The 26,216-nt window shown below is 73.3% G+C and carries 17 protein-coding genes; 7 read left to right on the top strand and 10 right to left on the bottom strand.

Going from position 1 to position 26,216, the window contains the following annotated elements; all coding sequences use genetic code 11:
• Positions 1 to 2: 2 nt before the first annotated feature.
• The 4 genes from PVK37_RS13700 to PVK37_RS13685 form a co-directional block, all read right to left on the bottom strand.
• On the bottom strand, positions 3 to 962 hold the full coding sequence (locus PVK37_RS13700; protein WP_275034316.1) for a VWA domain-containing protein: 960 nt from the start codon (positions 960 to 962) through the stop codon (positions 3 to 5).
• Positions 959 to 2,038, bottom strand: coding sequence for a DUF58 domain-containing protein (locus PVK37_RS13695; protein WP_275034315.1), 1,080 nt, complete (start codon positions 2,036 to 2,038; stop codon positions 959 to 961). The genes PVK37_RS13700 and PVK37_RS13695 overlap by 4 nt, the downstream gene beginning before the upstream one ends.
• Positions 2,035 to 3,084, bottom strand: coding sequence for an AAA family ATPase (locus tag PVK37_RS13690; RefSeq protein WP_275034314.1), 1,050 nt, complete (start codon positions 3,082 to 3,084; stop codon positions 2,035 to 2,037). Before PVK37_RS13690 ends, PVK37_RS13695 begins: the two co-directional genes overlap by 4 nt.
• Positions 3,085 to 3,259: 175 nt before the next feature.
• Positions 3,260 to 3,781 (bottom strand): hypothetical protein, encoded by a 522-nt coding sequence (locus PVK37_RS13685; RefSeq protein WP_275034313.1) that lies wholly within the window; start codon positions 3,779 to 3,781, stop codon positions 3,260 to 3,262.
• A 395-nt stretch (positions 3,782 to 4,176) separates the two neighbouring features.
• Here PVK37_RS13685 and PVK37_RS13680 point away from each other — a divergent pair, with 395 nt between their 5' ends.
• Positions 4,177 to 5,112, top strand: coding sequence for an endonuclease/exonuclease/phosphatase family protein (locus PVK37_RS13680; RefSeq protein ID WP_275035103.1), 936 nt, complete (start codon positions 4,177 to 4,179; stop codon positions 5,110 to 5,112).
• A gap of 43 nt (positions 5,113 to 5,155) precedes the next feature.
• Here the strand turns inward: PVK37_RS13680 and cimA are convergent, their stop codons facing one another.
• Entirely contained in the window at positions 5,156 to 6,736 is a 1,581-nt protein-coding gene (cimA, locus tag PVK37_RS13675; RefSeq protein WP_275034312.1) for a citramalate synthase, read from the bottom strand.
• A gap of 344 nt (positions 6,737 to 7,080) precedes the next feature.
• Here cimA and PVK37_RS13670 point away from each other — a divergent pair, with 344 nt between their 5' ends.
• The 4 genes from PVK37_RS13670 to PVK37_RS13655 all read left to right on the top strand — a co-directional run bounded on the left by PVK37_RS13670 (position 7,081) and on the right by PVK37_RS13655 (position 9,672).
• The gene (locus PVK37_RS13670; RefSeq protein ID WP_275034311.1) at positions 7,081 to 7,635 is read left to right on the top strand and encodes a peroxiredoxin; all 555 of its coding nucleotides are present in this window, start codon (positions 7,081 to 7,083) and stop codon (positions 7,633 to 7,635) included.
• A 3-nt stretch (positions 7,636 to 7,638) separates the two neighbouring features.
• Positions 7,639 to 8,169: an alkylhydroperoxidase, AhpD family gene (gene ahpD, locus PVK37_RS13665; protein WP_275034310.1), complete on the top strand. Its 531-nt coding sequence runs from the start codon at positions 7,639 to 7,641 to the stop codon at positions 8,167 to 8,169.
• A gap of 248 nt (positions 8,170 to 8,417) precedes the next feature.
• The gene (locus PVK37_RS13660; RefSeq protein ID WP_275034309.1) at positions 8,418 to 8,873 is read left to right on the top strand and encodes a PRC-barrel domain containing protein; all 456 of its coding nucleotides are present in this window, start codon (positions 8,418 to 8,420) and stop codon (positions 8,871 to 8,873) included.
• Positions 8,874 to 8,931: 58 nt separating this feature from the next.
• Positions 8,932 to 9,672, top strand: coding sequence for a tyrosine-protein phosphatase (locus PVK37_RS13655; protein WP_275034308.1), 741 nt, complete (start codon positions 8,932 to 8,934; stop codon positions 9,670 to 9,672).
• A gap of 105 nt (positions 9,673 to 9,777) precedes the next feature.
• Here PVK37_RS13655 and PVK37_RS13650 read toward each other — a convergent pair whose 3' ends face one another.
• The 5 genes from PVK37_RS13650 to PVK37_RS13630 all read right to left on the bottom strand — a co-directional run bounded on the left by PVK37_RS13650 (position 9,778) and on the right by PVK37_RS13630 (position 24,237).
• Positions 9,778 to 11,364: a DUF7405 family protein gene (locus PVK37_RS13650; RefSeq protein WP_275034306.1), complete on the bottom strand. Its 1,587-nt coding sequence runs from the start codon at positions 11,362 to 11,364 to the stop codon at positions 9,778 to 9,780.
• A complete protein-coding gene (locus PVK37_RS13645; protein ID WP_275034305.1) occupies positions 11,365 to 11,808 on the bottom strand; it encodes a hypothetical protein in 444 nt (147 codons plus the stop codon).
• Positions 11,809 to 11,869: 61 nt separating this feature from the next.
• The gene (locus tag PVK37_RS13640) at positions 11,870 to 21,664 is read right to left on the bottom strand and encodes an RHS repeat-associated core domain-containing protein (RefSeq protein WP_275034304.1); all 9,795 of its coding nucleotides are present in this window, start codon (positions 21,662 to 21,664) and stop codon (positions 11,870 to 11,872) included.
• 282 nt (positions 21,665 to 21,946) lie between these two features.
• Complete coding sequence (locus PVK37_RS13635; protein ID WP_275034303.1) at positions 21,947 to 23,044, bottom strand: branched-chain amino acid aminotransferase; 1,098 nt, start codon at positions 23,042 to 23,044, stop codon at positions 21,947 to 21,949.
• A gap of 161 nt (positions 23,045 to 23,205) precedes the next feature.
• Positions 23,206 to 24,237 carry a 3-isopropylmalate dehydrogenase gene (locus PVK37_RS13630; protein ID WP_275034302.1) on the bottom strand — a complete coding sequence of 344 codons (1,032 nt, stop codon included), beginning with the start codon at positions 24,235 to 24,237 and terminating at the stop codon, positions 23,206 to 23,208.
• A 221-nt stretch (positions 24,238 to 24,458) separates the two neighbouring features.
• On the opposite strand from PVK37_RS13630, the gene PVK37_RS13625 reads away from it, so the two are divergent.
• Positions 24,459 to 25,298, top strand: coding sequence for an FAD:protein FMN transferase (locus tag PVK37_RS13625; RefSeq protein ID WP_275034301.1), 840 nt, complete (start codon positions 24,459 to 24,461; stop codon positions 25,296 to 25,298).
• A 406-nt stretch (positions 25,299 to 25,704) separates the two neighbouring features.
• Positions 25,705 to 26,067, top strand: coding sequence for a hypothetical protein (locus PVK37_RS13620; protein ID WP_275034300.1), 363 nt, complete (start codon positions 25,705 to 25,707; stop codon positions 26,065 to 26,067).
• The last annotated feature ends 149 nt before the right edge of the window (positions 26,068 to 26,216 follow it).

Raw genomic sequence — 26,216 nt, 5'->3', positions numbered from 1 at the left:
GTTCATGGCAGGCGGGAGAACCATCGCATCGAGCCGGCCGCCGCGCCCATGGCGAGGATCAACCCCAGGCCGATGAAGCGGGCCGAGACGTCCTGTCGCACCTTCCGGTAGCCGACCGAGGTGCCGATGTCCTCGTACACCGCCCGCAGTTCCTCGCTGGTGGTCGCCTCGTGGAAGCCGCCGCCGGTCTCCTCGGCGACCGCCCGCAGGGTCTGCCCGTCGACCGGTACCTGGATCGGCCGGCCGCCCCGGTCCACGAAACCGGACAGGGTGCCGAACGAGATGGTGTGCACCGGCACCTTCGCCGACACCGCGTCCCCGGCCGCCTCGATCGGATCCTTGCCGGAGGTGTTCGCCCCGTCGGAGAGCAGGATGATCCGGGCCGGGGGTGGATCGGTGGCGGCCCGGCTGTCCAGGGCCTTCACCGCGCCGAGCGAGGTGTTGATCGCCTCGCCGATCGCGGTGCCCTGTACCCCGGTGGCTCCTTCGACGAGCCGTTCGATGCCCTCGTGCAGGGCCTCCCGGTCGGTGCTGGGTGGTACCAGCACGGCGGCGCTGCCGGCGAAGGCGACCAGCCCGACGTTGAACTCCTTGGGCAGCCCGTCGACGAACCGCCGGGCGGACTGCTTCGCGGCGGTCAGCCGGTCCGGGTCGACGTCGGTGGCGAGCATCGAGGTGGAGACGTCCACCGCCACCATCACGGTGGCCCGTTCCCGGGGCACCCGCACCTCGGCGGTCGGGCGGGCGAAACCGACCACCAGCAGCGCCAGCATGGCCAGGAACAGGCCCGCCGGCAGGTGCCGTCGCCAGGTGGGCCGAAGCGGCGCGACCCGGTCGAGCAGCCGCAGGTTGGTGAAGCGCACGGCGTACCGGCTGTGCCGGCGCTGCGCCCACACGTACGCCACGACCAGGGCGACGACGCCGAGCAGCAGCCAGAGGCGTACCGGGGACTGCCAGGTCATGCCGTACCTCCCTGGGCCGGGCCGGGGCGTCCGGCGGGTGCGCGGGCCGACCGGCGCTGGGCGTGCACGTGCCGGACGATGTCGGCGCTCCAGTCCCGGTCGGTACGCAACGCCAGGTGGTCCGCGCCGCTGCGCCGCAGCGCCTGGCGTACCTGCTCGCGTTGGGCCGCCGCCGCCCGGGCGAACCGGTCCCGCAGCGCCGGGTCGCCGGTCCACACCTCGCGGTGCCGGCCGGTCTCCGGGTCGACCAGGGTGACCAGTCCGACGTCGGGGAGTTCCCATTCCCGGGGGTCGCTCACCTCGACGGCGAGCACCTGGTGGCGGACGGCGAGCCGGCGCAGCGCGGGCGCCCACGCCGGTTCGTGGCGGGGATCGTCCGGCATCCCGTCGAGGAAGTCGGAGACCACCACGACCAGGCCCCGGCGGGCGGTGAGCCGGTGCAGCGCGCCCAACGCCCCGGCCAGGTCGGGGATCTCGTCGGCGTGGGCGGGTGGCGAAGTGCCACGGGCCAGCTCGGCGACACGGGACGGGCCGGCGGCGTGGGGTGGACCGGCGGCCCCGGTCCGGGGCGCGGCGAGCAGCGACCGAAGCAGGTTCAGCAGGTGCTGACGGCCGCCCCGGGCGGGGAACCGGTGCAGCCCGCCGGAGCTGAGGATCTGCCCGCCGAGCCGGTTGCCGGCCCCGGCGGTGAGGAAGCCGACCGCCGCCACCGCCGCCACCGCCAGTTCCCGCTTGTCCAGGTCCGCGGTACCGAACTCCATGCTCGGGCTGGCGTCCACCAGCAGCCAGGTGGTGAGTTCCCGGTCGGCGTCGACCTCCCGGACGTGCGGTACGGCGGTACGCGCGGTCACCGCCCAGTCCATCCGGCGTACCTCGTCCTCGCCGGGCCGGTACTCGCGGCTGCCGGCGCTCTCGCTGCCGGGGCCGGGCAGCAGGCCCCGGTACTGGCCGTGCAGGAGTCCGTCCAGCCGGCGGGTCACGGTCAGTTCCAGTCGGCGCAGCTTCTGGTCCGGGGTCAGCTCGGCCAGCCCGGGGTGCCGCGGGTCGCGGGTCGGCGGTGCGCTGGTCCGGCTCATGCCGCCGCCAGGTCGGGGGTGAGGGGGCGACGGTCGGGGGCGACCTGGGGTGGGGGCACCGCCGCGACGAGCCGGTGGACGATGTCCTCGGCGCGCACCCCGTCGGCGACCGCGTCGAAGGTGAGCACCAGGCGGTGGGCGAGCACGTCCACCGCCAGGTCCCGGACGTCGGCGGGCAGCACGTACTCCCGGCCGCGCAGCAGCGCCTGGGCGCGGGCGGCGGCGACCAGTCCGAGGGTGGCCCGGGGGCTGGCCCCGTACGCCAGCAGCGGGGCGATCCCGGGCAACCCGAAGCGGGCCGGGTCGCGGGTGGCGAGGATGAGCCGGACCACGTACTCGGCGACGGCGTGGTGGACGAAGATGCCGGCGGCGCGGGCCTGGAGGGCGCGCAGCCGCTGCGGGTCGAGCACCCGGCGGGGCCGGGGTTTGTCGGTGCTCATCCGGTAGAGGATGGCCAGTTCGTCGGCGTCGCCCGGGTAGTCGACGACCACCTTCATCAGGAACCGGTCCCGTTGCGCCTCGGGAAGCTGGTAGACGCCCTCGGACTCGATCGGGTTCTGGGTGGCGAGCACCAGGAACGGCTCCGGTACGTCGAAGCTGCGGCCGCCGATGGTGACCTGCCGTTCGGCCATCGCCTCGAGCAGCGCCGACTGCACCTTGGCCGGGGCGCGGTTGATCTCGTCGGCGAGCACCAGGTTCGCCATGATCGGGCCGAGTTCGACGTCGAAGGTCTCCTGGGTGGCCCGGTAGACGCGGGTGCCGACGATGTCGGAGGGGACCAGGTCCGGGGTGAACTGGATCCGGGAGAAGGTGCCGCCGACCACGGTGGCGAGGGTCTGCGCGGCCAGGGTCTTGGCTACTCCGGGTACGCCTTCCAGCAGGCAGTGCCCGTCGGCGACGAGGGCGACAAGCAGGCGTTCGACGAGCCGGTCCTGCCCGACGATCACGCGTCTGACCTCGAAGAGGGTCTGTTCCAACTCGATCCCGGGGCCGGCGGGATCGGCCGGGCTGGGCAGGCTGGCCAGGGTGTCCGAGATGTCCGTCACGGTGCTTGCTTCCCGGACGCAGCGGCCGACAAACGTCGGACTTGACCGCCGGATCGCCCCGATCGGTGGCGAACGGGGACGGCCCGCCCAACCTGCCCCGAAACTCCGACGGGGCCGGCCGGGCGGGCCGTTCAGGGCACCGGAACCCGGGTGCGGCGGGTGCCGGGCCGACGGGTCAGCGCTGTCCGCCGACGGTTCCGGGGTCGGCGACGATCAGGTGGAAGCCCCGGTCGGACGGGAAACCGCTGGAGTTGCGGGTCTCCACGTACACCCCGTTCGGGGTGTCCAGGCGGGAGGCGACGCCGATCTCGCCGGACGGCGGGATGCAGCAGTCGAAGGAGAGGCCGATGGTGGCGACGTACCCCGACCGGCTCACGTCGTGGTTGAAGATGACCTGGTACTGGCCGGGGCCGTACTTGGTCACCGAGACCGCGTCCGAGCCCCGGGCGAGGGTGCCGTTGGCGTCGACCACGGCGAAGGACACCGAGCCGGGGATGGAGTTCGCCGACGGGCCGGGCTTCATCGCTTCGCGTGCCTTCCGGGCGTCCTCCGGTGAGATCAGCGGCTGGCCGGCGGACCGGCCGACCCGGTCGGACCCGGCGTCGGGCCGGGCTGCGGCGATCCCGCCGCCGGCCAGGGTGAGCCCCAGCACGACGAACGTCACCGTGGCCGCCTTACGTGAGAACAGTTTGGCCATGACAGGTCTCCCTTTTCTTAGAGCACGGCGAGCAGGGCCGTCACGCAATTAGCGGGACGGATCGTTGTTGGTTTCCACCAGCTCGGGAGTACGCGATTCAGCACCCTCACCCGAGCCGGGAGCTAGGCACACTTACCGGACTTGAGCTGCCAAGACTACGGAGAGTCGCAGCCCACACCCTCAGGAACCTAGCACCGGCAAAAGCGGCCGGTCAATGCCCGGACACGCATTACCCGACAATTAACGCCACCTCACGAAATAGCGATCACCAGATCCAAGAAATGTTCGTGAAACAAACCGGGACACCGGCGGTGGGCCGGGCGGCTACCGTGACGCCGGTGACCGTACGTACCGAGGACCAGCCGACGGCCCACACCCGGGCCGACACCCGTACCGTGCTCTGCTGGATCGCCGTGGCACCCGGCCTGGCGTGGGCCGCCGTCCGGCTACCCGGGCTGGAACGCGGCGCGCTGGTGCAGGCGGTGGCCTTCACGCCGTACGTGGCGGCCTGGACCCTGCTCCCCCTGGTGCTGGCGCTCGCCCTGCGCCGGTGGTGGCCGGCGGCGGTCGCGGCGCTGACCGCGGTGGCCCTGGTCGCGGTGGTCGCGCCCCGGGCGCTGCCGGCCACCCAGCCGGCGACCGACGGGCCGACGCTGCGGCTGCTCACCGCCAACCTGCTGGCCGGCGCGGGCGACGCCGCGACCCTGGTCCGGCTGGTCCGCGACGAACGGGTCGACGTGCTGGCGGTGCAGGAGTTCACCCCGGACGCCCAGGCCGACCTGGACCGGCTCGGCCTGGCCGACCTGCTGCCCCACCGGCAACTCAACGCGGAGGTCGGCACCACCGGCTCCGGCCTCTACGCCCGCTTCCCGCTGGCCGACGTCGGGACCCGCCGCAACGCCGGCTTCGGGTTCAGCCAGGCGTACGGGACCCTGGCCGTGCCCGGCGCGCCGCCGGTGCGCGTCGAGTCGGCACACCCGGCGGCCCCGCACGCGCCGTCGGTGGTTCCCGACTGGCGGACCGATCTCACGGCCCAGCCCCCGGCCACCCCGGACGGACCGTTGAGCATCCTCGCCGGGGACTTCAACGCCACCCTGGACCACGCGCTGCTGCGCGACCTGATCGCCACCGGGTACGTCGACGCGGCGGACGCGGTCGGAGCCGGGCTGGCCGGCACCTGGGGGCCGTACGACGGCGACCCGATCCCGCCGGTCACCATCGACCACGTCCTGGTCGACCGGCGGATCGCGGTCCGCGCGGTGCGGGTGTCCGGGCTGCCCGGCAGCGACCACCGGCCGGTCCTCGCCGAACTGCGCCTCCCCCGCGCCTGAAGGGGCGGGGCGGCCCGGCCCCCCTTCCCCGCGCCGGCCCGGCTCAGACGTGGGCGCGGTCCAGGCCGTAGGTGAGCGCGTCGACCAGGGCGTGCCAGCTCGCCTCGACCACGTTGGGGTGCACCCCGACGGTGGTCCAGTCCCGACCGGCCCCGGCGGTCTCCACCAGGACGCGGGTCACCGCGCCGGTGCCGTGGCTGCCCTCCAGGATCCGCACCTTGTAGTCGGCCAGCTCGAAGTCACGCAGCTCCGGGTAGTGCCGGGTGAGCGCCACCCGCAGCGCCTCGTCCAGGGCGTTGACCGGGCCGTTCCCCTCGGCGGTGGCGAGCACCCGCTCGCCGCGTACCCGGATCTTCACGGTCGCCTCGGAGACCACCGCGCCGTCCTCGCGGTGCTCGACGATCACCCGGTACGACTCCAGGGTGAACGGCCGGACCGGGACGCGGTCGGGCAGCTCGGAGCGGACCAGCAGTTCGAAGGACGCGTCGGCGGCCTCGAAGGACCAGCCGCCCGCCTCGAGTTCCTTGACCCGGTCGGTGATCCGGGAGAGGGTCTCGGGTTGGCCGGTCAGGTCCAGGCCGAGTTCACGGCTCTTGAGCTCGATGCTGGCCCGACCGGCCATCTCCGTCACCAGGATCCGCATGCCGTTGCCCACCACACCGGGATCGATGTGGTTGTAGAGCAGCGGATCCACCTTGATCGCGCTCGCGTGCAGCCCCGCCTTGTGGGCGAAGGCGGCGGCCCCGACGTAGGCCTGGTGGGTGTCGGGGGCGATGTTGGCGATCTCCGCGATGGCGTGCGAGACGCGCACCATCTGTTCCAGGCAGCCCTCCGGTAGGACCGGCAGCCCGAGCTTGAGTTGCAGGTTGGCGACCACGGCGAAGATGTCGGCGTTGCCGGGGCGTTCGCCGTATCCGTTGGCGGTGCCCTGGAAGTGCCGGACGCCGGCCTCGACGGCGGCGACGGTGTTGGCGACCGCGCAGGCGGTGTCGTTCTGGCAGTGGATGCCGAGCCGTTCCGGGCCGACGCCGAGCCGGGCGGTCAGGTCCGCGATGACCGTGGTCACCTGGGACGGCAGCATGCCGCCGTTGGTGTCGCAGAGCACCATCACCTCGGCGCCCGCGCCGAGGGCGGTCTCCACCACGGCCGCGCCGTACGCCGGGTCGGCGCGGTAGCCGTCGAAGAAGTGCTCGCCGTCGACGAAGACCCGGCGGCCCTCGGCGACCAGGTGGCGCACCGTGTCGTCGATCATGGCGAGGTTCTCCGCCGGAGTGGTGCGCAGGGCCCGCTCGACGTGCCGCAGGTCGGCCTTGGCGACCAGGGCGACGGCCGGGGTCTCGGCGTCCAGCAGGGCCCGGACCTGGGGGTCGTCGGCGGCCGTGCGGCCGGCCTTGCGGGTGGCGCCGAACGCGACCAGCAGCGCGTGCCGCAGGTCGAGTTCGGTGCGGGCTCGGCGGAAGAACTCGGTGTCCTTGGGCACCGCGCCCGGCCAGCCGCCCTCGATGAAGCCGACGCCGAACTCGTCCAGCAGGCGGGCCACGGCGAGCTTGTCGACCACGGAGTAGCTGATTCCCTCGCGCTGGGCACCGTCGCGCAACGTGGTGTCGTAGACCTGGTACGTCATGGGGAGACCTTTCTGGAACCAACAAAAAGACCCCCCGCGGGATGCGGGAGGTCTGCGCGCTCGGCGGAGGGATGCCGGCGCGCTAGGTGCCAATAATCAGGGCGGTGCTGGTCACGAGCCGTACTCTGCCACCCCGGCGGGGAATCTGGGAGGAAGAGTCCACATGGTGGGAGGCTCGGTCGCGGAGGGTCGCCATAGCAAGCCGGACCGGCAACCACGGGCGTAACGCTCCGTTCGTGATCGACTTCACAAGTGACCCGGCCGCCACCTGCGCGTCACAGCCCTAGGGAAGCATCTGGAACCAATCCAGTTACCGGCCCCGTGCCGCTCGTCAAGGAGGACCTGTGCTCACTGTCGGTGACAAGTTCCCGGACTACGAACTCACCGCCTGCGTCTCCCTGGAGGCCGACAAGGCGTTCGAGACGATCCACCACAAGTCGTACCAGGGCAAGTGGCGGGTGGTCTTCTTCTGGCCCAAGGACTTCACCTTCATCTGTCCCACCGAGATCGCCGAGTTCGGCCGGCTCAACGGCGAGTTCGCCGACCGCGACGCCCAGGTGCTCGGCGTCTCCGTCGACAACGAGTTCGTCCACTACGCCTGGCGCAAGGACCACCCGGACCTGCGCGAGCTGCCGTTCCCGATGCTCAGCGACATCAAGCGCGAACTGACCGCCGCCTGCGGCGTGCTCGGCGCGGACGGCGTGGCGCAGCGCGCCACCTTCATCGTCGACCCGGACAACGAGATCCAGTTCGCCATGGTCACCGCCGGCTCGGTCGGCCGGAACGTCTCCGAGGTGCTGCGGGTGCTCGACGCCCTGCAGACCGACGAGCTGTGCCCGTGCAACTGGAACAAGGGCGCCGACACCCTGGACGCCACCAAGCTGATGGCCGGGGTCTGACCGATGGGCCTCGACGCCGTCAAGGCGGCCCTGCCGGAGTACGCCAAGGACGTCAAGCTCAACCTCGGATCGACCGTCGGCACCTCCACCCTCAAGCCGGAACTGGCCTGGGGCACCGCGCTGGCCTGCGCCGTCGCCGCGCGCAACCCGGTGGTGCTACGGGAGATCGCGGCCGAGGCCGCCACGCACCTCTCCCCGGAGGCGGTCGAGGCGGCCAAGGGCGCGGCCACCATCATGGCAATGAACAACGTCTACTACCGGGCCAAGCACCTGATCGGTGACGAGTCGTACGGCTCGATGCCGGCCCGGCTGCGGATGCAGATCATCGCCCGGCCCGGGGTGGACAAGGGCGACTTCGAGCTGTGGTGCCTGGCGGTCTCGGCGATCACCGGGTGCGGGGTGTGCCTGGAGTCGCACGAGAAGACCCTGCGCGGCACCGGCTTCACCCGGGAGCAGGTGCACGAGGGGCTGCGCATCGCCGCCGTCGTGCACGCCGCCGCGGTGGCGCTCGACGCCGAGGCCGCGCTGGCCTGATCCGCCGCAGGACGCACGGGATCACCCGACAGGCACGGGGGTCGTCCGGACCGGACGGCCCCCGTGCCCGTGCCGGCGGTCGGCCCGGTGCCGGGTCGCGGCGCACCGCCGACGGGCCGCCCGGCCGGCGTACTGCCGGCGCACCGCCCAGCCGGCGCACCGCCCGGCCGGCGCACCGCCCAGGTGTGCGATCCCGGCCAGGGGGTACCGGGAAACCCTGACCGGACCGCCGAGGCAGGAGGGGACCCATGGACGGGCTCGATCCGCGTGCCGTGCACGCATCACCGGAACCGGTGACCGACGAGGGCCAGGGCGCCTTTCCCGGTACCGCGCCCACCGGCACGTTCGATCCGTGGCGCTACCGCGACGAGAGCGGGGTGACCGGAGCCGACCTGGTCGGGTACCAGGTCGAGGCGACCGACGGGTCGATCGGGAAGATCGACGAGGCCAGCCACGAGGTGAACGCCAGCTACCTGGTGGTGGAGACCGGCCCGTGGATCTTCGGCCGGACGGTGGTGCTCCCCGCCGGCACCGTCAGCCACGTCGACCACGGGACCCGGACCGTGCACGTCGACCGGAGCCGGGACCAGATCAAGGCCGCCCCCGAGTACGACGCCACCGACCGGGACCCGGCCTTCCGGAACCGGCTCGGCGGGTACTACGACGACACGTACGCGCCGGTGCCGCCGGGCACCGCCCGGTAACCAGAACGGACGTCACAGCCGGTGGAGATCCGCTTCACCGGCCGTTACCGTGTCAGGGGTGGATGCCATCGAGGTGAACAGACGAATCCCCTTCTCCGCCATGTTCAACTTCCGCGACGTCGGCGGCTACCCGGGCCACGACGGACGCACCGTACGCTGGGGCCGGCTCTACCGGTCCGACTCGCTGCACCGGATCGACGAGACCGACCGGGAGGCGTTCGCCGCCCTCGGCGTCCGGACGGTGATCGACCTGCGCCGCCCCACCGAGGTGGCCCGGGACGGCCGGGTCCCCGAGTACGACGGGCTGGCCTACCGGCACGTCCACCCGGAGCACCGGAACTGGGCCGAGCAGATGTACGACCCGGAGACCAGTCTGGCCCGCTTCCTCGCCGACCGGTACGCCGACCTCGCCGAGACCGGCGCGGCCGGGCTCGGGACCGCGGTCGGGTTGATCGCCGACGCCGGCAACGCGCCGGTGGTGGTGCACTGCGTGGCCGGCAAGGACCGCACCGGCATCGTCTGCGCGCTGACCCTGTCGGTGCTCGGGGTGAGCGACGCCGACATCGTCACCGACTACGCGCTGAGCACCGAGGCGTCCGCGCGGTACAGCGCCTGGCTGGCCGCCAGCATGCCGGGCGCGGAGAAGCTGCCCGCGCCGTTCCTCGCCTCGCCGGCCGAGGCGATGACGTTCTTCCTCGACGAGTTGCGCGGGCGGCACGGATCGGTGGAGGGCTACCTGCGCCACGCCGGGCTGACCGACCAGCACTTCACCGCGCTGCGCGCCCACCTGCTCGACTGACCCCACCGCCCCGCCCGCGCCGGCCCCGCCCGGTGGCGGTGCCCGTCCGTGTACCGGGGCGCACGGACGGGCACCCTCCGGCACGGGAAGCGTCCGGAGGGTGCCTCACACCCCGAGCAGCGGGAAGGCGCGGTGGCGGCGGGGTGGGACGAGGAAGTTCTGCCGTCGGGTGCAGGTGAGGAAACGCTCCAGGCCGTTGTCCTGCTCGGCGACCCGGTGCCGGCGGGCCAGGTCCACCGACGCCTGGCTGCGCCGCATGGTGGCGAAGAAGTCGGCGGTCGGGACGAACACGCTGAAGTGCAGCTTCGGCTGGTTGCTGCCGTCCGGCACGTCGAGGGCGTCGAAGCCGGGTCCGTCGATGCGCAGGTGCATCGGGGTGCCGTCGGCCGCCCGGGAGGTACGTTGCAGCGTCGACAGGTGTCCCATCCGGCGTTCGCCGGCCGGCAGGCCGATGCCCCGGGCGGTGCGCTCGGCGTAGTCGGGGCCCCGGTTCTCCGCCGGCAGGAAGGACGGCCCGCCGCCGTCGGTGAGCTGGTCGGCGTTGCCGGGGTGCACGGCCGGGGCGTGGAACATGTACTGCACCCGTTTGGCGAAGCTGCCGTTCTCGCTGGGCGGGGTGGTGGCGGTCGCCATGTCGTAGAACTGGAGCATGTCGAGGATGACGTGCGACAGGTGCTGGATGCTGCCGTTGTCCAGGTAGTCGCCGGGTCGCGCGGTGGTCAGCCGGGCCGCGTCGGTGCCGGCGAAGGTGCAGATCGCCGGCGGGCCGGAGGCGTTGGTCTGCTGGTCGGAGAAGCCCATCCACATCGGCGAGTCCGGCTGGATGAACCGCGCGTACGGGAGCTGGTTCTGCTCGGCCACCGAGCGGGGCAGGCCGACCTGGGTGAACATGTGCCGGGTGGAGGTGACCGTCAGCAGCCCGGCGAAGGCCGGTGACGGCACCGCCTGTCCGGCCAGCCGCCCGCTGCCGCCGAACCAGGCCAGCACGTCCTGGATGGTGGTGGCCCGGTCGCTGCGGAAGGTGAACAGCAGGTCGTTGGCCTCGATCCGGACCGGCACGGTGAACCGGCGCTTGGTGACGCCGGGCTGGTCCGGGTGTACGTCGGTGGGGCCGGGCACCGCCTCCTCCAGCACCGACCGGGCCGGGTCGGCGGCCAGCCGGGGCAGGTGCGCGTCGACCACCGGGCCGGGCAGCCGCCGGAAGTACGGCAGCCCGTACGACACGAAGGTCATCAGGCCGGCCGCGCCGAAGGCGTACCGGGACTCCAGTTCGTCGAGGACCCGGGTCAGTTCCCGCTGGTCGGCCGGGCCGGGCGTACGGCCCAGGGTGGCGGTGAGGTAGACGGTGTGCACCGGCGGCATGGTGAACGGGCCGCCGGTCGGCGAGGTCTGTTCGGGAGCGCTGTACCGGGCCACGTCGAACTGGATGTCCGGCAGTGGCGACGTGGCGCGGGACGGGGCGGCCGGGCGGGTCGGGGTACGGGCCACCGAGGAGCAGGCGGCCAGCGCGGTGGCCGCCGCGACCAGGGCCCCGCCGCCGAGCAGCGCCCGCCGCCGCAGCGCCACCCGGTCGTCCGCTCCGACGCCGGACGAACCGGCAGCGGACGAACCGACGGCGGACGAACCAGCAGCGGACGGGCCGGCAGCGGACCGGTCGGGGGTGGACCACGGCGGGTCCGCGGAGGTGGTCATTCACACGCTCCGGGTCAGGGCGGCGCGCAGGGCGGCCCCCAGGGCCGCCGGTTCCGGGGCGGTCAGCCGGACGGCCCGGTCGGGCAGTCCGACGAAACCCTCCCGGGAACCGCCGTTGCGGGACGGGGTCACCACCAGCGTGCCGCCGTCGGCCTCGACGTCGACGTGCCGGGTGCCCTTGACGTACGTCGAATAGGCGCGCAGCCCGAGCGTGGCCAGCATCGGCGCGAACGGGGACGCCGCAGCGCCGACGTGCGGGTTGGCGACGCCGGTGTGCGACGCGGCGAGCATCCGGCGCAGCGCCGCGCCCAGGCCCGCGTCGTCGACGTCGGTGTCGAGGACCTCATGGCTGCCGTTGGCGACCCAGAACCCGTCGACGGTCAGCGAGGACGACCAGGCCAGGTAGCGGTCCCGGCGCAGGTCGAGGGCGGCGAAGGTGGTCATCGGGGGTTTCCTCGGTTCGAAGGGGGCGTCCCGCCCGAGCGTAGCGGGACGCCCCGGTGACTCACCGTACGGGAATGATCCGGACGGTCACCCCCTTGGAGGCGCCGTACTGGACGATGTTGTTGAGGGCGTTCTGCTGGGCCGCGGAGCCGACCCCGCGCGGTACGGCGATGTCCAGGGCGCGCCCGGTGACCTGCGAGCCGGTGATCGTGGTGCCGCCGTGGCTGACCGACGCCCCGTTCTGCGCAAAGCCGGCCACCTTGTCGACGTACCCCTTGCCGAGGCTGGTGAGCCGGCCGGCGTTCTGGTACGACTTGGCGCTCAGGTCGACGCTCTTGATGCTGGTGGCGACCCCGTTGGCGAACTTGTCGATGGTCGGGAAGTTCTTCGGCAGGTTGCCGCCGAGTTTCGCCTCGATCGCCAGGCCCCGGGCGAACTGGTTGAGTTTCCAGGCGCTGCCGGCGGCCCGCAGGGCCGAGCCGAGACCACCGGTGAGCGCGCCGATGCCCGCGCCGATCGCGAAGTCCCGCAGGCCGTCACCGAGGCTGTACTTGCGTCCGCTCAGCGCCGCCGCGCCGGCCCCCATGCCCACTCCGGCCGCGCCGCCCATCAGCGCCCCGATCAGGAGCGGCACGCAGATCGGGCAGTCGCCGTTGGGGTCGGAGAGGTTGACCGGGTCGTTGAGCGCGTACAGGTACAGGTTGGCGCTGCCCCCGCCGAAGCCCGCCGGGTCCTCGCTGACGAACCGGCCGGTCTCCGGGCTGTGGTAGCGGGCCCGGTTGTAGAGCAGCCCGGTGTCGGCGTCGTACTCCCGGCCGGTGTACTGCTGGGTGTTGCCGCTGGCCGCCCCGGTGGCGGTGACCGCGCCGAACGGGTCGTACGTGTACCGGCTGGTCAGCGTGCCGTCGGTGGTGTCGGCCAGGCCGAGGACGCTGCCCAGCGCGTCGGTGACCGGGATCCGGGTGCCGTCGGCGTCGGTGCGGACCAGCGTCTGGTCCAGCCCGGTGGTGAGCCGGTCGGCGGTCACCATACCGGCCACCCGCTCCTGCACCAGGTTCGCCTCGTCGTACAGGAACGTGGTGGTCTGGCCGCCGGCGGTGCGGCTGCTGCGCCGGCCGGTCGGGTCGTAGCCGAACGACGCCGCCACCCCGGGGCCGGTGACCCCGGTCAGTTCGCCCCGGGCGTTCCAGGTGTAGCCGCGCAGGCCGTCGCCGGTCAGGTTGCCCTCGGCGTCGTACGTGTAGGTCCGGCCGCCCCGGGCGGTCAGCCGGTTCGCCGCGTCGTACGTGCCGGTGGGGGCGGTGGCCGGGACGGTGACCGAGGCGAGGCTGCCGGTCAGGTCGGCGACCCGCCCGTTGCCGTCGTACCGGTAGCCGAGCTGGCCGACCGGGATCCCGCCGCTGGTCTGGTACGCGATGCTGACCAGTTGGGAGGCGGCGTCGTAGCCGTACCGGGCGGTGAGCCCGGCCTGCTCGACCCGTTCCACCCGGCCGGCGGCGTCCCGGTGCCAGCGCACCGACCGGCCGCCCTGGGTGACCGTCTCCAACAGCCCGGCCGGGTCGTACGTGTAGGCGACGGCCGGCTGGCCGGGCACGGTCATGCCGGTGCGCTGGCCGGCGGCGTCGTAGCTGTACCCGACGGTGCCGGTGGGGCCGGCGACGCTGGTCACCTGGTTCCGGTCGTCGTAGCCGAGGGTCAGGGTGCCGCCGGCCGAGTCGACGATCGAGGCGAGCCGGTCGGCCGCGTCGTAGCCGAACTCGCGGGTGCTCTCGTACTGACCGCCGGCGGTCGCGCCGTACCCGATGAAGGTGGTCCGACCCAGCAGGTCGTAGCTGGTGACGGTCTTGCGGCCGCGCCGGTCGGTGTGCGACACGACCCGGTCGAGTACGTCGTACGTCTGCTGCGCGCTGGCCCCCAGCGGGTCGGTGACCTTCACCGCCCGGTCCGAGGTGTCGTACTCGACGGTGGTGCTGTTGCCCCGGGCGTCGGTGACCTTGGTCAGGTTGCCGTTGCCGTCGTACTCGTAGGCGGTGGTGCGGCCGAGTCCGTCCACCATGGACAGCAGATGGTTGTCCGGGTCGTAGTGGAGCTGGGTGCGGACCCCGGTCGGGTCGGTGGTGGTGACGGTCCGGCCGGCCGCGTCGACGAAGGCGCGGGTGGTCCGGCCCAGCGGGTCGGTCACCGCCACCAGGTCACCCTGGTCGTAGCTGTAGGTGGTGGTGTTGCCGAGCGGGTCGGTGGCCGAGGTGACCTGCCCGGACGCGTTGTAGGTGTACCGCTTGGTGCGGCCGGCCGGGTCGGTGACCGCGACGGTGTTGCCCCGGTCGTCGTGTTCCAGGGTGGTGACCCGGCCCTGGGCGTCGGTGACCGTGCCGATCTGCCGGTACGGGCCGACGGCGGTGAAGGTGGCGGCCTGCGCGGCGGCGGTGCCGGCGTCGGAGGTGAGCGTGGTCAGCTCACCGGTCGGCCCGTACGCCAGTTCGGTGCGCCCGCCGTGCGGGTCGACCAGCGCGGTCGGCAGCCCGGTGGCCGGGTCGCGGACGGTGGTGGCGGTGCGCTGCTGCGCGGTGCCGACGGCGGTGGTCTCGGCGACCACCCGGCGGTTGGCGTCGAAGCTGGTGGCGCGGAGCGTGCCGTCCGGCTCGGTGACGGTGGTCTTGGTGATCCGCCCGTCGGTGTCGGTGGTGTACGCGAACTGGTACGTCGCCCCGTTCGGCATCACCTGGCCGGCGACCCGGCCGGCGCTGTCGTAGGTGTTGGTCAGGTAGGTGATGTTCCGGGCGTCGGTGACCGAGGTCATCCGGTGCGCGCTGTCGTAGGTGTACCGGGTGGTCCGGCCGCCCGGGGTGGTGACCTCGGTCAGCCGGCCGGCGCTGTCGTACCCGTAGGTGACGGCCCGGCCGGCGTTGTCCTGGGCCCGGGTGATCCGCCCGCTGGTGTAGGAGAGCTTGATCCAGCGGCCGTTGGGCGAGGTGATCTGGGTGATGTCGCCGGCCTGTCCGCCGCTGGACCGGGTCAGGGTGATCTGGTTGCCGTGCCGGTCCCGGATGGACTGCAACGGGGTGTTCTCGCCGAACACCCAGACCATGCCGTCCGAGCGGACCAGGTCCCAGCCGTCGCCGTTCCAGCTCATCAGGGCGTCCCGGAACGGCCCGGTGCTGCCGACCACCTTGAACACCGCGTCGGTCCAGCCGGTGCCGGGGCTGATCCGCTCCATGTGGACCTTGCCGCTGTCCGGCAGGATCAGGTCGGCCTCGACGTACTCCTGCCGGGAGTGCACGAACACCCCGTAGGAGAAGTTGGTGCCGATGCCGAACTCGCGCATCTGGGTGTCGTTCTGGCGGTAGCTGCGGGTGATCGAGATCGGCAGCACGTCGTCGACCACCAGGTCGGTGTGGGTGTCGACGAACAGGCCGCTGCCCAGGTCGACCGGGTCGCCGCCCTCATCGCCGTCCTCACCGGGGCCGGTGCCGGCGGGCCGCTTGCCGCTGCCGTTGAACATCGCCCCGGTGAACTCCCAGACCCGCACGTCGGGGTCGGGTACGACCTGCTTGCCGTCGGCGCTGACCGTGCCCCGGCCGTAGACGTACCAGCCGGCCTCGCCGCTGGTCACCGCGCAGACGGCGGGGGCCTTCGCGGGGGCGCTGGCCTTGCGGGGGTACGACTTGACCGGGGCCGGGGTGCACGGCGCGCGGGTCGGGTCGTAGTCCCAGAAGTCCAGCCGGGCCCCCGGGGCGAGGCCCTGGGTGTTCGGGTAGATGATCTGCGCGCCCTCCGGCAGCACCACCGCGCCGCCCGGCTGCACGGTGAAGTAGACCGGGGTGCGGACCCCGGCGGGCAGCGGGAACGGCGGCTGGTCCACCGGCAGGGCGGTGATCGACAGTTCCCGTACCGGCTTTCCGGCCCGGTCCTTGACCACCGTGCCGGCCGGCAGGCGCACCTCGAAGCCGGGGATGGCCGGCGTGGTCAGCACGGTCCTCTTGCGGGTCGGCGAGTCGATCCGGATGGTGTTGGCGGTGTCCAGCCGGGTCATCCAGATCGGGTACGACAGTTCGGTTGTCCGCCCGGCGGTCAGGTCCACCCCGGTCTCGAACCGGCCGAACTCCCGCCCGGTGGTGCTGGCGGTGGCCCCCTCGATGACCAGCACGTGGTGTCCGGCGGTGAGGCCGGTGAGCAGGAACCGCCCGGTGGTGTCGGTGCGGGTGCTGCGCCGGCCCACGCTGAGCGTCACGTCGGCCAGCGGCTTGCCGTTGAGCAGCAGGGCCTGCCCGGCCAGCGCGGTCGTCCCCTCGGGGGCGCGCAGGCCCGGCTCCCGCTGGGCGTACCCGCCCGCCCGGTGGCTGTCCCAGTCCTCGCCGGCCAGGTTGAACCGGTCCGGCACCCAGCTCTCGGTGGGGTCGGCCGGGGCGGCTGTCCCGCCGCGCCGGTGCTCGTCGACCCGCTCCCCGACCGGCCGTGCGGCGGTCGTGGTCCCGGCCGTCGCGCCGCTCCGGCCGGCCGCCACGGCGGCGGGCAGCCGCACCTCGACGGTGAGCGCGCCGACGTAGGTGGTGTCCGGGTTGACGAAGACGGTGTACGTGCCGGTGGTCGCCAGGGTCAGCGAGGCGAACGTGCAGGAGCTGCCGCAGTACGCGCTGCTGGTCTGGTTGGTGCCGTCCGGCTTCCGGACGATCGCGCTGGCGTTGTACGTGCCGTAGGTGCCGGCGGTGCCGGCCACGGTGACCACCTGCCCGGCGGTGCCGGCGAAGCTGACCACCGCGTTCTGGCCGGGCACGGTGGTGGTCACGGTGACCGGCGACCCACCCGGCGTGGCGGTCGCCGTGGCGTCCGCCGGCACGTCGTGCACCCGGACGGTGAGCGCGCCCCGGTAGCTGGTGTCCGGGTTGACCAGCAGGGTGTACGTGCCGGCCACCGGCGCGACCTGCTGGTCGAAGAAGCAGGTCGCCCCGCAGTACGCGCTGCCGCCCAGGTTGGTGCCGTCCGGCTTACGCAACTGCCCGGAGGCGTTGTACGTGCCGTACGTGCCACCGCTGCCCTGCACCGAGATCCGCTGCCCGGCGGCGGCGGTGAACGACACCACCGCGTTCTGCCCCGGCACCGTCGTCGTCACGGTCACCGCCGACCCGCCCGGTGTGGTCGACGCGGTCGCGTCCGCCGGCACGTCGTACACCTGCACGGTGAGCGCGCCGGTGTAGGCACCGTCCGGGTTGACGAGCAGGGTGTAGGTGCCGGTGACCGGCAGGGTGAGCACGTCGAGGAAGCAGGAGCCGCCGCAGTAGGCGCTGCTGCCCAGGTTGGTGCCGTCCGGCCTACGCAACTGCCCGGAGGCGTTGTACGTGCCGTACGTGCCACCGCTGCCCTGCACCGAGATCCGCTGCCCGGCGGTGCCGGCGAACGACACCACCGCGTTCTGCCCCGGCACCGTCGTCGTCACGGTCACCGCCGACCCGCCTGGCGTGGTGCTCGCGGTGGCGTCCGCCGGCACGTCGTACACCCGCAGGTTGACCGTGCCGACCTTCGCGCCGGCCGGGTTGACCAGCAGGGTGTACGTGCCGTCGGCCGGCAGCACGGTGGTGTCGATCAGACAGGACGCGCCGCAGTAGACGCTGCCGCCCAGGTTCGTGCCGTCCGGCCTGCGCAGTTGCGCGGACGCGTCGTACGTGCCGTAGGTGCCGCCGCTGCCCTGCACCAGCACCCGCTGCCCGGCGGTGCCCGCGAACGACACCACCGCGTTCTGCCCGGGGACGGTGGTGGTCACGGTGACCGCCGCCCCGCCGGGCGTGGCGGTGACGGCGGCGTCGGCCGGTACGTCGTACACCTGGGCGGTGACCGCGCCGGTGTAGGTGCCGCTCGGGTCGATCAGGATCGTGTACGTCCCGTCCACCGGCAGCACGGTGGTGTCGAACAGGCAGGACGCGCCGCAGTACTGGCTGCCGGTCAGGTTGGTGCCGTCCGGCTTGCGGACGATCCCGCTGGCGTTGTACGTGCCGTAGGTGCCGCCGGTGAGCTGCACCAGCACCCGCTGGCCGGCGGTGCCGGGGAACGACACCACCGCGTTCTGGCCGGGGACGGTGGTGGCCACGGTGACCGACGGGCCGCCCGGCGTGGTCGACGCGGCGGCGTCCACCGGCACGTCGTACACCTGGACGCCGATGCCGCCGACCGCCACGCCGGCCGGGTTGACCAGCACGGTGTGGGTGCCGGTCGCGGCGAGCGTGATCGAGTTGAACGAGCACCCGGCCGCACAGGACGAGTTGCTGGCCAGGGTGGTGCCGTCCGGGGCCCGCAGCGACACGGTCGCGCCGGCCGAGCCGAAGGTGCCGTTGGCGAGGGTGACGGTGACCGCCTGACCGGCGGTGCCCGGGAACGACACCACCGCGTTCTGCCCCGGCACGGTGGTGGTCACGGTGACCGCCGCCCCGCCCGGCGTGGTGCTGGCGGTGGCGTCCGCCGGCACGTCGTACACCCGGACGCCGATCGTGCCGATCGCGGTGCCCTTCGGGTCGACCAGGATCGTGTACGTCCCGTCGACCGGCAGGGACGCCACCTCCAGCAGGCAGCCGGTGCCGCAGCCGGTGTTCGACACGACGCTGGTGCCGTCCGGCCGGCGCAGCGTCACCGTCGCCTCGTTCGACCCGTACGTACCGCCGCTGAGCTGCACCGCGATCCGCTGGCCGGTGGTGCCGGCGACGGAGACCACGCCGTTCTGGCCGGGCACCGTGGTGGTCACCGACACCGCCGCCCCACCCGGGACGGCGGTCACCGCGGCGTCCGCCGGCACCGCGTGGACCTTGACGGTGATCGTCCCGGTCACGGTGCCCTTCGGGTCCACCAGGATCGTGTACGTGCCGTCGACCGGCAGGGTCACCGCGTCGAGGAAGCAGCCGGTGCCGCAGCCGGTGTTCGACACGACGCTGGTGCCGTCCGGCCGGCGCAGCGTCACCGTCGCCTCGTTCGACCCGTACGTGCCGCCGGTCAGCTGCGCCGAGACCCGCTGACCGGCGGTGGCCGGGAAGGACACCACGCCGTTCTGGCCGGGCACGGTGGTGGTCACCGACACCGCCGCGCCGCCCGGGGTGGTGCTGGCGACCGCGTCGCCCGGCACGTCGTACACCTGGGCGGTGATCGCGCCGACCTTCGTCCCGGACGGGTTGACCAGCACGGTGTACGTGCCGGTCGCCGGCAACGGCACGGAGGTGAACGAGCAGGACGTCCCGCAGGACGAGTTGCTGACCACGGTGGTGCCGTCCGGGGCGCGCAGGCTCACCGCCGCGTCGTACGTGCCGAAGGTGCCGTTGCCGAGGTTGACGGTGACCGCCTGACCCGCGGTGCCCGGGAAGGACAGCACGGCGTTCTGGCCGGGGACGGTGGTGGTCAGGGTGCGGGCCGGGCCGTTCGGGGTGGTGCTCGCGGTGGCGTCGGCCGGCACGTCGTACACCTGCACGGTCGCGCTGCCGAGGTAGGTGGTGTCCGGGTTGACCAGCACGGTGTACGTGCCGTCGACCGGCAGGGTGACCGTGTCGAAGAAGCACGACGAGCCGCAGTACACGCTGCCGGTCAGGTTCGTACCGTCCGGCTTACGCACCACGGCGCTCGCGTTGTACGTGCCGTACGTGCCGGCGGTCATCTGCACCGACACCCGCTGGCCGGCGACACCGGCGAAGGAGACCACGCCGTTCTGGCCGGCGACGGTGGTGGTGACGGTGACCGGTGCGCCGCCCGGGGTGGCGGTCACCGTGTGGTCCGCCGGCACCGCGTGCACCTGCACGGTGACCGCGCCGACCGCGGTGCCGTCCGGGTTGACGACCACGGTGTACGTGCCGTCGACCGGCAGCACCACCGTGTCGAAGAAGCACGACGAGCCGCAGTACACGCTGCCGGTCAGGTTCGTACCGTCCGGCTTACGCACCACGGCGCTCGCGTTGTACGTGCCGTACGTGCCGGCGGTGAACTGCACCGACACCCGCTGGCCGGCGACACCGGCGAACGTCACGGACGAGTTCTGCCCCGGCACCGTCGTGGTCACCGTCACCGGGTCACCGCCCGGGGTGGTGGACGCGGTCGGGTCGGCCGGCACGTCGTACACCCGGACAGTGACCGCGCCGACGTAGGCGGTCTCCGGGTCGAGGACGAACGTGTACGTGCCGTCGACCGGCAGGGTGACCGTGTCGAAGAAGCAGGACGCCCCGCAGTAGGCGCTGCCGGTCAGGTTCGTGCCGTCCGGCTTCCGGAGCTGCCCGGCCGCGTTGTACGTGCCGTACGTCCCCCCGGTCACCTGCACGGCCACCCGCTGACCGGCGACACCGGCGAACGTCACCGACGAGTTCTGCCCCGGCACCGTCGTGGTCACCGTCACCGGGTCACCGCCCGGGGTGGTGGACGCGGTCGGGTCGGCCGGCACGTCGTACACCCGGACGGTCAGCTTGCCGGTCTTCGCCAGCTCCGGGTCGATGTGGACGGTCCAGGTGCCCTCGGTGGAGAGCACGGTGCGGTCGAACCAGCAGGACGCGCCGCAGGAACTGTTCGAGGTGACCGTGCCGCCACCGGGCCGGCGCAGCGAGACCGTGGCGTCGTAGGTGCCGAACGTGCCGTCGCTGACCTGCACCGAGACCCGCTGGCCGGTGGTGCCCGGGAAGGTGACCGTGGCGTTCTGGCCGGGCACGGTGGTGGTCACGGTGACCGGGTCACCGCCCGGGGTGGCGCTCGCGGTGGCGTCCGGCGGCACCTCCCGCACGGTCGCCGTCACCGAGCCCGTGTGCCCGTCGGCCGCCGCCACGACCAGGGTGTACGTGCCGGCGGTGCGGGCCCGGACGGTGTCCACGAAGCCGGCCGTGCCGACACAGCCCAGCGAGCGGACGGTCCGCCCGTACGGGTCGAGCACCTTGACGCTGGAGATGCCGCAGGAGCCGAAGGTACCGCCGGTCAGGTCCACACTGGCCTGCTGTCCCTCGGTCAGGTCGAAGACGACCAGTCCCAGGTCACCGCCGGTGCCGATGGTGACCGGGTGGGCCACCCCGAGCGCGGCCCGGCCGGTGTGCGCGACGTCCGTAGCCGCGTACGGCGGCGGGGCGACGAAGAGGTCCGCGCCGCTGGACACGCTGCCGTACCGGGTGCGCACGGTGACCCGGCCGGAGGCGACGCCGGTGGGCGTCTCCACGGTGAGGCTGCCGGCGGCGGCCGAGGTGACGGCGGCCCGCGTCCGGTTGACGGTCAGGCCGTTGTCGGCCACCGGGGTGGCGAAGCCGGTCCCGGTGACGGTGACCGGGGTGCCCGGCACCGCCACGGCCGGGGTGACCCCGGTGATGGTGGGGGCGGAGGTGTCCGGGCCGGCGACCACGAAGCTGGCCGGGCTGGCGGCGGTGTCCCCGCCGACCTGCACGGTGACCGGGCCGGTGGTCGCGCCGGCCGGCACGGTGGCGGTCAGCCGGCGTCCGCTGGCCCCGGTGACGGTGGCCGGTACGCCGTTGAACCGGACGGTGTTCTCCGCCGGCACCGTCGAGAAGCAGCCACCTTCGACGGTGACCGTCGCGCCGACCTCGGCGGTGGCCGGGACGACCGACAGCACCGCCAGGTCGGGGGTGCCCTCGTTGACGACCGAGGTGGGGTTGCCGGCCGCGTCGTAGCCGTACCGGGCGGTCCGGTTGGCCTGGTCCTGCACGCCGACGAGCTGACCGGCGGCGTCGTACGCCCAGCCCACCCCGTCGCAGGAGACCGAGGCGGGGGCCAGCGCCGGCAGGTCCGCCCGGACGGCGAGCGGCAGCAGCACCACCAGGGCGGCGGCGACGGAGGTGAGTCGGAGGCGGGGACCGGCCCACACCCTGGAGCGGATCGTTCGGCGGCGCGACGGTCCCGACATGCTGACTCCCTCTGACGCGGCAACCTGCGTCAGGAAGGTAGGGCAGCATCGATATCCGGGAATAGATCGGCCGTTCGGCCAGCACGGTCGGCGACCGGGCCACTACCGGCCCAAACGGCGACCGCCCCGCCGGCGGTGTCGGATATCGGACACCACCGGCGGGGCGATTGGTCGGAAAGGTCGTCGGCCCGCCCGGTAAGGCGGACGGCTGGCGTGGCCGGTCGGAGCACCCGGCGGAACGCTTGCCGGACCGGGCAGAGCACCCGGCGTTCGGCCTGCCGGTCAGAGCACCCGGCGGACCCAGCCGTACGGGTCGGCGGCCGTCCCGCGCTGGATGTCGACCAGCTGCTGGCGCAGGCCCATGGTGAGCCGGCCCGGCTCGCCGGCCCCGATGGCGAACTCGCCGTCCGGGAACCGCACGTGCCCGATCGGCGTGATCACGGCGGCGGTGCCGCAGGCGAACACCTCACGCAGCCGCCCGGACTCCGCGTCGGCCTGCCAGTCAGCGAAGGTGACCGGCCGCTCAGCGACGGTCAACCCGGCCTCGCTGGCCAGGGTCAGCACCGACTCACGGGTGATGCCGGGCAGGATGGTCCCGGTCAGCGGCGGCGTGACCAGGGTGTCGTCGTCGTAGACGAAGAAGACGTTCATGCCGCCCAGCTCGTCGACGAACCGCCGCTCGACCGCGTCCAGGAAGACCACCTGGTCGCAGCCGTGCTCGATGGCCTCGGCCTGCGCGACCAGCGAGGCGGCGTAGTTGCCGCCGCACTTGGCCGCGCCGGTGCCGCCGGGCGCGGCCCGGGTGTAGTCCGGGGAGACCCAGACCTTGACCGGCTGCACCCCACCGGCGAAGTACGACCCGACCGGCGAGGCGATCAGCACGTAGAGGTACTCCTGGGCCGGCCGGACACCGAGGAACACCTCACTGGCGAACATGAACGGCCGCAGGTAGAGGCTGCCGTCCGCACCGGACGGCACCCACTCCTCGTCGATCTCGATCAGCCGGTGCAGCGAGTCGAGGAACACCTCCGGCGGCAACGCCGGCATCGCCAGCCGCTCGGCGGAGGCGACGAACCGGGCCGCGTTGGCCTCCGGCCGGAACAGGGTCACCCCGCCGTCGACGGTGCGGTACGCCTTGAGCCCCTCGAAGATCTCCTGCGCGTAGTGCAGCGCGGCGCTGGCCGGGTCCATCGGGATCGGGGCCCGTGCCTCGACCCGGGCGTCGTACCAGCCCTTCCCTTCGGCGTAGCGGATCGTGACCATGTGGTCGGTGAAGACCCGGCCGAAACCCGGGCTGGCCAGCAGGGCGGCCCGGTCGGCGACGGCTACCGGCGCGGGGTTCCGACGGATCTCGAATTCGAGCTTGTCACCACCGCTCATCGCGCTGACCTCCCTGCGGGATCACGGCATGCCGACAGCACGCCGAAGGACTGGTGTTGTGAAACTTACCCCGAACGGTCGTTCAGCGGGAAGGTCGGCGGGCGTCCCGAAACTACCGACCGTGACACCGGGACCGGTCGGACGTGGTGTGGCCGGACCGTTCAGGCGGTGGCGTACCCGGCCAGCCGGTCGCCGACCTCCTCGGTACGCAGCGGTACGCCCGGCGTCCGCTGGGACAGCTCGGTGGCGACCGCCTCGGTGACCCGTACGGCGGCGTCGGGGTGGCCGAGCTGCTCCAGCAGCAGCGCGGCGGAGAGCACGGCGGCCACCGGGTCGGCGACCCCCTTGCCGGCGATGTCCGGAGCGGAGCCGTGCACCGGCTCGAACATCGACGGGTACCGCCCCTCGGGGTTGATGCAGCCGCTGGCGGCCAGCCCGATGCCCCCGGTGACGGCGGCGGCGATGTCGGTGAGGATGTCACCGAAGAGGTTGTCGGTGACCACCACGTCGTACCGCTGCGGCTGGGTGACCAGGAACATCGCGGCGGCGTCGACGTGCTGGTACTCGGTGGTCACGTCCGGGTGTTCGGCGGCGACCGCCTCGAACGCCCGCGCCCACAGCGAGCCGGCGTGGGTGAGCACGTTGGTCTTGTGGACCAGGGTGACCCGGCGCCGCTCGCGGCGGGCGGCCCGGGTGAACGCGTCCCGGATCACCCGCTCCACGCCGTGCCGGGTGTTCAGGCTCTCCTCGGTGGCGACCTCGGCCGGGGTGTCCCGGTGCAGCGATCCGCCCGCCCCGGCGTACAGCCCCTCGGTGCCCTCCCGCACCACCACCAGGTCGACCTCGCCCGGCTTGACGTTCGCCAGCGGGCCGGCGGTGCCGGGCCAGAGCCGGGAGGGACGCAGGTTGACGTACTGGTCGAAGGCGAAACGCAGCTTGAGCAGCAGACCCCGCTCCAGCACGCCCGGCGGGACGGTCGGGTCGCCGACCGCGCCGAGCAGGATGGCGTCGTGTCCGGCCAGTTCGGTCAGCACCGAGTCGGGCAGCACCTCGCCGGTGCGGTGGTAACGGGCCGCGCCGAGGTCGTACTCGGTGGCCGTCACCCCGGGGAGCACCGCGTCGATGACCTTGCGGGCCTGCGCGACCACCTCGGGTCCGATCCCGTCCCCGGCCACCACCGCGATCCGCGCCACGTTCCACTCCCTCGGCTCACCGTTGAATCCGTACGGTACGTCGCTGTCCCGTTTTCCGGTACGGAGTGCTCAGGATATGGGAAAGAGAGATGCACAGTTCCTTTCCAGCTGACATTCATGGTGCGGTCAACTCGGCACCCTAGAGTGGGTCCGAACGGGTCACGGGGGCCCGTGGCGGGTGGTCGGCGACGGCGGCGGCACCGTCCGGAGGGAGCAGCGACATGCGGATCGAGGAACGGACCCGGACCCGGTGGGTGGATCAACCCGCCCATGTCAACCGCCGCCCCGACCTGCGGCTCGGCACCCGGAGCCTGCTCGACCGGTGGGGCTCCGTCGCCGGTGACCGGCTCACCGCCACGCACACCGTCCGCACCGGCACCGCCGAGTACACGCTCGTGCTCAACGCCCCGGACTGGCTGGGCCGGCGCGGCATGGGCGAGGCGCTCGCCGACGCGGTCGCCGAGCTGCGTGCCGTCGACCTCACCTACGGCCCCACCCGGCCGGAGAGCCTGGTCTCCCGGCTGCGGCGGGGCGAGATCAGCGCCGAGTCGTACGCCCCGCTCGCCGACCTGGTGAACCGGTGCGCCGCCATGCGGGCCGCCACCGACGGCTGGTTCGACGCCTGGGCGGTGCCCGGCGGCTTCGACCCGGGTGGCCTGCTCGGCGGGTGGGCGGTGGAGCGGGCCGCCGCCCGGCTGCGCGCCGCCGGGGTACACGACTACGCCGTGGTCAGCGGCGCGGACCTGGTCGTGCGGGGCCAGGCCCCGCACGGCGGCCCGTGGCGGGTGGCGGTGCACCACCCGGACGCCGCCCGCGCCCCGCTGGTGCTGGAGATGACCGCCGGCGCGATCGGCACCTCCGGGGTCTCCGGCCGACGTGACCACGTGGTCGACCCGCACACCGGGGAACCGGCCCGGCAGTGGTCGGCGGCCACTGTGGTGGGACCGGACCTGTCGGTGGCCGACGCGTACGCCACCGCGCTGTACGCCGCCGGCCCGGCCGGGCTGGCGTGGTTCCCGGACGGCTCGCCCTACCGTCCCCTCTTCGCCGACCACTCCTGACCTTCGCCGGAGCCACCGTCAGCGGCACCCGCCGTCCACTCCTGACCGGACGGGCCGCCTGACCGGCCCGGCGCACGCCGACGTTCCCGGCCGTCCGGCACGACGGACCGGCCGTGATCGGCCCTCACGGTCTCGGCAACAACCGCGAGGGCCGGTCGACGACGAGTGCGCGTGGCTCGCGCATCCGAGGGGTGCGGCACCGACCGGCCGGACGCCGGACGCCGCCACCCGAAGACGGGTCGACACCGTGAGTTCGGTCAGTAACCGCACGTGTACGCTAGCGAACTGCCGTATCCTGCCGCAAGAGTCTCTACAGCGGACCATCCGGTGGGACGTCGCGGGCCCGTCCCGAACGGTGCACGGGGTCGGTGACACGGCGGGTCGGCCGGATGGCACGCTGTCCGCCGTGAGTTTCGATCTGAGCGTGTGGGCCCTGCCGGACGGAGCCTCCCCTGCGGACGTGCGGGCGGCGGTGCAGCGGTGCCGACAGGGACAGCACGTCGACAGCTACCCCGACCCCCGGGTGGTCGCCTTCTACCGGGCGATCACCGCCTCCTATCCGGACCGACCGGCCCGCCCGGGATCGCCGTGGGAGGTGACACCGTTGCACGCCGCGGCCGACCACGTCGCGATGTGTCTTTTCGCGACCTGCGAGGACCAGGTGCTCCTCGACATCGAACGGCTCGCCGCCGAGAACGGTCTGATGCTGTTCGACCCGCAGGACGGCTCGGTCTACCCGCCCCCCACCGCGTACCCCGCCAGCCGCTGACCCGACCGCGAGCCGTCCGGCCGCTGGTCGCCCCGGCGGTTCGCTGGCCGCTGGTCGCCCCGGCGACCGGCTGACCCTGGTCGCCCCGGCGGCCCGCCCCGCCGGGGTGGCGTCGACAGGCCCACGAGCGAGGGGCCCGGCCGATGGCC

The organism is Micromonospora cathayae (assembly GCF_028993575.1).
Taxonomy (GTDB): Bacteria; Actinomycetota; Actinomycetes; order Mycobacteriales; family Micromonosporaceae; genus Micromonospora; species Micromonospora cathayae.
This window is presented reverse-complemented; position numbering and strand designations above follow the sequence as displayed.

Excerpts from the sequence above, each read along its gene's own strand:
- PVK37_RS13685 (WP_275034313.1), bottom strand. The coding sequence starts at position 3,781 with ATGGCCAAACTGTTCTCACGTAAGGCGGCCACGGTGACGTTCGTCGTG.
- PVK37_RS13695 (WP_275034315.1), bottom strand. The coding sequence starts at position 2,038 with ATGAGCCGGACCAGCGCACCGCCGACCCGCGACCCGCGGCACCCCGGG.
- PVK37_RS13635 (WP_275034303.1), bottom strand. The coding sequence starts at position 23,044 with ATGAGCGGTGGTGACAAGCTCGAATTCGAGATCCGTCGGAACCCCGCG.
- PVK37_RS13625 (WP_275034301.1), top strand. The coding sequence starts at position 24,459 with ATGCGGATCGAGGAACGGACCCGGACCCGGTGGGTGGATCAACCCGCC.
- PVK37_RS13640 (WP_275034304.1), bottom strand. The coding sequence starts at position 21,664 with ATGTCGGGACCGTCGCGCCGCCGAACGATCCGCTCCAGGGTGTGGGCC.
- PVK37_RS13660 (WP_275034309.1), top strand. The coding sequence starts at position 8,418 with ATGGACGGGCTCGATCCGCGTGCCGTGCACGCATCACCGGAACCGGTG.
- ahpD (WP_275034310.1), top strand. The coding sequence starts at position 7,639 with ATGGGCCTCGACGCCGTCAAGGCGGCCCTGCCGGAGTACGCCAAGGAC.
- PVK37_RS13700 (WP_275034316.1), bottom strand. The coding sequence starts at position 962 with ATGACCTGGCAGTCCCCGGTACGCCTCTGGCTGCTGCTCGGCGTCGTC.
- cimA (WP_275034312.1), bottom strand. The coding sequence starts at position 6,736 with ATGACGTACCAGGTCTACGACACCACGTTGCGCGACGGTGCCCAGCGC.
- PVK37_RS13650 (WP_275034306.1), bottom strand. The coding sequence starts at position 11,364 with ATGACCACCTCCGCGGACCCGCCGTGGTCCACCCCCGACCGGTCCGCT.
- PVK37_RS13645 (WP_275034305.1), bottom strand. The coding sequence starts at position 11,808 with ATGACCACCTTCGCCGCCCTCGACCTGCGCCGGGACCGCTACCTGGCC.